Origin of the sequence: Nocardia sp. NPDC024068 (genome assembly GCF_040638875.1) — a bacterium.
Taxonomy (GTDB): Bacteria; Actinomycetota; Actinomycetes; order Mycobacteriales; family Mycobacteriaceae; genus Nocardia.
The window spans coordinates 21,662-27,964 of the sequence record NZ_JBEZYU010000065.1 but is presented as its reverse complement, the minus strand read 5'-3'; the positions used below and the strand labels follow the sequence as shown (position 1 = coordinate 27,964).

The following is a 6,303-nucleotide window of genomic DNA, read 5'->3' as shown; positions in this document are numbered from 1 at the left end:
GAGCGCAGCGACCGACCGGCGGGAGTGAAGAACCGGGTTAATAGGGCCCCACCCTCGAGCGGCGGAGCCGCTCCAAAATCACAGCCCGACCCTTGGCGGAGGCGTCGATCCGAACATCCCTTCGCGGTGGGGTCGCTTCAACCCACTCCCACCTTCCGCGGCGGGGCCGCTGCAATATTACTGTTAATCTGCGCGTCTACTGAGGCTCGTCTGGGTCCGCTAGCGTGCGGGCGTTCAGCCCGGAACAGGAGTCAGTAGTGAAACCTCTCGCGCTCTTCGTCGCCAATGAACCGGCCGCCTCGCGATCCCGCGTGACCTGCCAGTACAAATGCGGAAACGCCTGCTTCCACGAGGTGCCCAACACCTCGTCCAACGAGTACTTCGGCGATATCGTCGCCGCGATCTCCCGCCGCCGGGTCCTGCAGGGCGGGGCGGCCGCGGTGGTCGCGGTCGGCGCGATGGGCGCGCTGGCGGGGTGCGGCGACGATACCGAGGTCGAGACGGCCGCCGGTGCCGGGAGCACGGGTACCGGGTTCACCGCGGTGGCGCCGAACACCGAGGACGCCGTGGTGATCCCGGAGGGGTACGAGCAGGGTGTGGTGATCCGCTGGGGTGATCCGCTCTTCGAGGACGCCCCGGAGTTCGATTTCTTCGGCCAGACCGCCGCCGCGCAGGCCCGGCAGTTCGGTTACAACAACGATTTCGCCGGACTGCTCCCGATCGAGGGGCAGGCGGGTAGATACCTGCTGGTGGTGAATCACGAATACACCACCGAGCAGTTCATGTTCCCCGGTTACCGGCCGGAGGCGATCACGCGGGAGCAGGCCGATATCGCGATGGCGGCGCACGGCCTGTCGGTGGTCGAGGTGCGCGGTGAACCCGGTAGAGGGCAGCTGAAGCCCGCCTTCGGCGAGTACAACCGGCGGATCACCGCGACCACCGAGTTCGAGCTCACCGGTCCCGCCGCGGGCAGTCCGCTGCTGAAGACCACCGCCGACCCCACCGGCACCAAGGTGCTCGGCACGATCAACAACTGCTCCGGCGGTGTGACGCCCTGGGGCACGGTGCTCTCCGGTGAGGAGAACTTCAACGCCTACTTCGCCGGCAAGGCGGCCGATCCGGTGGCGGCGGCGAGGCTCGAGCGGTACGGCGTCGGCGAATCCGACGCCCCGCATTTCTGGGAGAAATTCGACCGGCGTTTCGATGTGGCTGCCGAACCCAACGAATCCAACCGGTTCGGCTGGGTGGTCGAGGTGGATCCGTGGGACCCGAAGTCGACGCCGATCAAACACACGGCGCTGGGCCGGTTCAAGCACGAGGCGGCGAATATCCATGTGACCGCCGACGGCACCGTGGTCGCCTACAGCGGTGACGACGAGCGTTTCGACTACATGTACAAGTTCGTCTCCACCCGCAAGATCGAACCCGGCACCGGCGCCGCGAGCCGCCGCCACAACCTCACCATCCTCGACGCCGGCACCCTCTACGTCGCCAAGCTGACCGGGGACCACCCCGACCGTATCGACGGCTCCGGCGCGGTGCCCTCGGACCAGGGTTTCACCGGCAAGGGGCACTGGGTGCCGATCCTGCGGACCGCCGCGGACGGCCGCGGTGAATCGCTGGTGGACGGGATGACCGCCGAGGAGGTCGCGGTGTTCACCCGGCTGGCCGGCGACAAGGTGGGCGCCACCAAGATGGACCGGCCCGAGGATTTCGAGGCCAACCCGAAAACCGGCAAGGTGTACGTGGCGCTGACCAACAACACCAAACGCGGCACGGACGGGAAGGCCGCCGCCGACGAGGCCAATCCGCGTAACGAGAACAAGAACGGGCAGGTTCTCGAGATCACCGACGACCACGCCGGTACCGAGTTCACCTGGTCGCTGCTGCTGGTCTGCGGCGATCCCGCCGCCGCGGACACCTATTTCGCCGGGTACGACAAGACGAAGGTCAGCCCGATCTCGTGCCCGGACAACCTGGCATTCGACCCCTACGGCAATCTGTGGATCAGCACCGACGGCAATGCGCTGGACGCCAACGACGGATTGTTCGCGGTGGTCCTCGACGGTGACCGGCGCGGTGAGACCAAACAGTTCCTGTCGGTGCCGGCCGGCGGTGAGACCTGCGGTCCGGTGATCACCGAGGAGCGGGTCCTGGTGTGTGTCCAGCATCCGGGTGAAACCGATGACGCGTCGGTGGAGAATCCCGCGTCGCATTGGCCCGACGGCGGCGATTCGCAGCCGCGTCCGGCGGTGGTGGCGGTCTGGAAGGCCGGGGGCGGCCGGATCGGCGTGGAGTAGCGGTCACCCGACGAGCGTCGGCGGGCCGCCGAGCCGGAAGCTCGGCGGCCCGAACCGGATCCGTACGACCGGGCGGTCTATCCGCTGCCGGTGAGCCCGCCCATCCGGGCGAAGCGTGCGAAATCGCCCTGGGCGCCGCTGTATACGTTCACATCGGTATTGCCGTGGATACCCGGGATGGAACCGGAATCGGTCTGCTGCCAGAACGTCCAGGCCGGCCAGTTGCCGGGGACCTCGGGCTGGGGCCGGTCCCGGTAGTCGGCGATCCACAGCGGGTAGCGGTGGAATTGATCGCTGTTCGCCATCGCCGATTTCCAGAAGTTGGGATAGGTGTAGATGATCGGCACCCGGCCCGTGAGCTGCTGCACAGTGTTGAGGTAGCGATGCGTCCAGTCGATCAGCGCGCCCGGCGGCAGGCCCCCGGAGTGCTCGATATCCAGGACGGGCGGCAGGTCCAGCGGGCCGTTCTGCCCGAGCACCACCGCCGCGTACAGGGCGGCCTGGGGTTCGGGCGGCAGGTCGGGATGGGCGTAGTGGTAGGTGCCGCGGGCCATCCCCGCGACCCGCATATGCAGGCTGTCCGGCACGAAGAACGGGTTGATGTAGTCCAGGCCCTCGGTGGCCTTCACCATGGCGAAACGGTGGCCCGCGGCGCGTACCGCGAACCAGTCGATGGGCCGTCCGCCGCCGTGCTGCCACGACGATACGTCCGGCCCGGTGGGTTCGGCCGTCGCGCTGCCGGGCAGCGCGACGGGTCCCGCGGCGACGAGGAGCAGGGCGGCACCGGCCAGGAAAACCCGTGTCCACAGGGGTGCCGAGCCGCGCCGCCGGAGGCGGCGCCCAATCGCAGTCGATCTCCAACCGGCAGGGTTCATGGACACCGACCCTAGGCATCCACCTGGCCCGCGCCCGGGAGGACAGCGCCGTGAATCGCCGGGAATTCACCCGGCGGACAGTACGGCATCACGGAGCGGGCGGCGCCCGGAACACCCGAACGGCCACGTGCGGTTTACGGTCCTGCCACCGAATCGTCGTGGCGTGGTCGGGTTTCGGTCCGGATACTGGGTTCAATGTCGTCGGTGATCCGGAGGTGGTGTGGTGGGCGTGATGGAGTGGTCGGCCGCCCGGCCGATACCGGCTGCCGCCGGGCCGGCCTGGGGGATCGCCGGACCCGCTTTTCTCCTGGTGTACGTACTGCTGGCAGTGGCCGCGGTGGTCGCCGGATTCTGGTTGCGCAACCGGGTGCTGATGCCGGTGGAACCCCCGGCCGAGCGGCTCACCTCGCCCGAACTGGGCATGCTCACCGGTGACGACCGGGCGGTGATGGCGTCGGTCGCGCTGCTGCGCGGCCACGATCTCATCGACAGCACCGGGCACCCGACCGGAAAGCCCGCTCCGGTGGCGGTACTCGATCCGTTCACGCTCGGGGTGGCGCAGCGGATGGACGAGTCGAAGCAGAGCTTCTCCGGTGTGGCTCACCGGACGCGCGCCGAGCTCGCGGAGCTGCGCGGTTCCCTGCACCGCCGTGGCTATCTCACCGATTCCGGCTATTCGAAACGGCTGCGGCGGGCGGGATCACCGATCCTGGCCGTCGGCGCGCTGGGGGTGGTGCGGCTGTACGCCGGAGTCGCGAACGGCAGCGCGGTGCTGCTCCTGGTGCTGGTGCTGGTCGCGCTGGCGATCGCCGCCTGGCGGGTGATGGCGCCGGTGCGGGTGACGCCGAAGGGCCGGGCCGCGCTGGACGACGCGACCGCCCGGCACCGGCATCTGCGGCCCGCGAACGCGCCTTCCTTCGAGACCTACGGCGGTGCGGCGGCCGGACTGGCGGTCGCGCTGTTCGGGGCGCATGCGCTGATGCTGCTGGATCCGGGCCTGAACGCGGCGCTGGGCGACCCCCGGGTCGATGGCGGCGGTGGTGGTGGCGACGCGGGCGGCGACTCCGGCGGCGGCGACGGGGGCAGCTGTGGTGGGGGCGGCTGTGGTGGCTGTGGCGGATGCGGCGGCTGACCGGTGTCCGGTCCACTACCCGAGAACGGGCTCGGTATCGGCTGGCGGCCGCAGATCTGCGGTGTGATCGACCATCTGGACGGGCTGGCGTTCTGTGAGGTCATCGCCGAATCGCTGCCCACGGCAGGCAGATCCGGCGCCGTCACCGTACCCGGCGAACTCGAATCGCTGCGAGCCCGCGGCACTCTCGTGGTGCCGCACGGGATCTCGCTCTCCCTCGGCGGCGCGGAACCGGTATCGGCGGCCCGGGTCGAGCGGCTGGCGCGCTGCGCCGAGGCGGTTTCGGCACCGCTGGTCAGCGAACATATCGCTTTCGTCCGGGCGGGCGGTCTGGAGGCGGGGCATCTGCTTCCGGTACCGCGCACCCGGGAAGCGCTCGATGTGCTCACCGCGAATATCGCGCGCACCGTATCCGAACTGGATGTTCCCTTGGCGGTCGAGAACATCGCGGCGATCTTCGACTGGCCCGACGACGAGATGACCGAGGCGCAGTTCCTCGCCGAACTCGTCGACCGCACCGGGGTCTATCTCCTCCTCGATATCGCGAACGTCTACGCCAACGCGCGCAACCGGGGACGCGATCCGTATACCGAACTGGCCGCGCTGCCCACCGAACGTATCGCCTACTGTCATATCGCCGGCGGCGCGGAATCCGGTGGGCGGTATCACGACACCCATCTGCATCCGATTCCCGCGGAGGTGCTGAAGATGGTCGCCGAATTCGTCCGCGACCATCCGGTGCCGCTGATGCTCGAACGGGACGGCAACTATCCACCGGCCGAGGAGTTGCTCGACGAATTGGACGCGCTGAGCAACGCCGCGGCGCGGGCCCCGATCACGGCCTCGGCCCGGGCGGCGCTGCGATGACCGGATCCGATGCACCGGATCTGGCGGCCCGCCAGGCGGCACTGGTCCGTGCGCTGGTGGCCGGGGACGCGGTACCGCCCGGTTTCGATGTCTGCGCGATCCACGCCGCTGCGCATTCCCTGCTGCACAAACGTGCCCGGGAGGTCGCCGCCCGCTATCCCGGTCTCGCATATGCGGCCGGGCCGGATTTCGCCGAACAGTTCGTCGCGTGGGCGCGGACCCGGCCCAAGCGCGGTGCCGCGGCCGATGCGCGGCGGTTCGCCCGCGACAGCGATATCCGGTGGGGTGGCCGGGGCCCGGAATGGGCGAAACGGCTCACGGGGTTGTTCCGGAACGGCACGCGCTGACCGCGGCCGTACGCCGCGGGTCGGCTCAGTTGCGTTCGACTTCGATCGGGTGCGTGGCCAGCAGTGACAGCGGCAGCGGCTGGCGCCGCAGTACCGCGGCCCACATATCGGTGCGTCGTCCCGAGATGGGATCGCTGGGCAGCGCCGAGACCACGATCCAGTCGTCGTTGGCGAGTTCGCTGTCGAGCTGGCCGAACGTCCACCCGGCGTAACCGGCGAAGATCCGCACCCCCTCGACCAGCGGCCCGATCCGGTCCGGGTCGGCGTCGAGGTCGACCAGCACCACGCGGCCGTCCACCCGGCGCAACCCCGGCACCCCGTCGATGGCGGACCCCACCCGGACGGTGCCCAGGCACAGCGCCGCGTCCCGTTTGACCGGCCCGCCGACGAACAGGGTCCGCGGCTGGGCGGACAGTTCGCTCCACTGCGGCAGTACATCGGTGACGGCGGTATCGCTGGGCCGGTTCAGCACCACGCCCAGGGTCCCGGCGTCGTTGTGTTCGATGATGTAGACAACGGTGCGGCGGAACGTGGGCTCGGCCAGCTCGGTCGAGGAGACCAGCAGCGTACCGGCCCGCACCACCTGTTCATCCTGCCGGTTTCCGCGACGACCAGGGTCGGGCTCCTGCCCGCCACCGCGGCCGCCCCGGGTCTTGCGATCATCGGGGTCATCTGCCTGCGCCACCAGGCCATCATCGCAGTAATTGCCCGATCGCGCCCCTTTGATCACCCGTTCACTTCGTCCCGAGTTCGCTCGGGAGACGGTTCGCGGCCACCTGGAC

At 69.5% G+C, this 6,303-nt stretch carries 6 protein-coding genes; 4 read left to right on the top strand and 2 right to left on the bottom strand.

Going from position 1 to position 6,303, the window contains the following annotated elements; all coding sequences use genetic code 11:
- The first annotated feature begins 257 nt into the window (after positions 1–257).
- On the top strand, positions 258–2,300 hold the full coding sequence (locus tag AB0F41_RS28205; protein ID WP_357428989.1) for a PhoX family phosphatase: 2,043 nt from the start codon (positions 258–260) through the stop codon (positions 2,298–2,300).
- 77 nt (positions 2,301–2,377) lie between these two features.
- On the opposite strand, the gene AB0F41_RS28200 is transcribed toward AB0F41_RS28205, so the two are convergent.
- Positions 2,378–3,175, bottom strand: a complete 798-nt coding sequence (locus AB0F41_RS28200; RefSeq protein ID WP_357428987.1) for a glycoside hydrolase family 25 protein — start codon at positions 3,173–3,175, stop codon at positions 2,378–2,380.
- A 232-nt stretch (positions 3,176–3,407) separates the two neighbouring features.
- Between AB0F41_RS28200 and AB0F41_RS28195 the strand changes: the two genes are divergently transcribed.
- The 3 genes from AB0F41_RS28195 to AB0F41_RS28185 are packed head-to-tail and all read left to right on the top strand — an operon-like array spanning position 3,408 to position 5,521.
- Positions 3,408–4,307: a TIGR04222 domain-containing membrane protein gene (locus AB0F41_RS28195; protein WP_357428995.1), complete on the top strand. Its 900-nt coding sequence runs from the start codon at positions 3,408–3,410 to the stop codon at positions 4,305–4,307.
- 3 nt (positions 4,308–4,310) lie between these two features.
- Positions 4,311–5,174 carry a DUF692 domain-containing protein gene (locus AB0F41_RS28190; protein WP_357428985.1) on the top strand — a complete coding sequence of 288 codons (864 nt, stop codon included), beginning with the start codon at positions 4,311–4,313 and terminating at the stop codon, positions 5,172–5,174.
- The gene (locus AB0F41_RS28185; RefSeq protein WP_357428983.1) at positions 5,171–5,521 is read left to right on the top strand and encodes a hypothetical protein; all 351 of its coding nucleotides are present in this window, start codon (positions 5,171–5,173) and stop codon (positions 5,519–5,521) included. Before AB0F41_RS28190 ends, AB0F41_RS28185 begins: the two co-directional genes overlap by 4 nt.
- Positions 5,522–5,546: 25 nt before the next feature.
- On the opposite strand, the gene AB0F41_RS28180 is transcribed toward AB0F41_RS28185, so the two are convergent.
- Positions 5,547–6,206 carry a YqgE/AlgH family protein gene (locus AB0F41_RS28180; RefSeq protein ID WP_357428981.1) on the bottom strand — a complete coding sequence of 220 codons (660 nt, stop codon included), beginning with the start codon at positions 6,204–6,206 and terminating at the stop codon, positions 5,547–5,549.
- Positions 6,207–6,303 lie beyond the last annotated feature (97 nt).

What these genes read in the sequence shown, in the direction of transcription:
- AB0F41_RS28200 (WP_357428987.1), bottom strand. Translation starts at nt 3,175, where the DNA reads ATGAACCCTGCCGGTTGGAGATCGACTGCGATTGGGCGCCGCCTCCGG.
- AB0F41_RS28195 (WP_357428995.1), top strand. Translation starts at nt 3,408, where the DNA reads ATGGAGTGGTCGGCCGCCCGGCCGATACCGGCTGCCGCCGGGCCGGCC.
- AB0F41_RS28185 (WP_357428983.1), top strand. Translation starts at nt 5,171, where the DNA reads ATGACCGGATCCGATGCACCGGATCTGGCGGCCCGCCAGGCGGCACTG.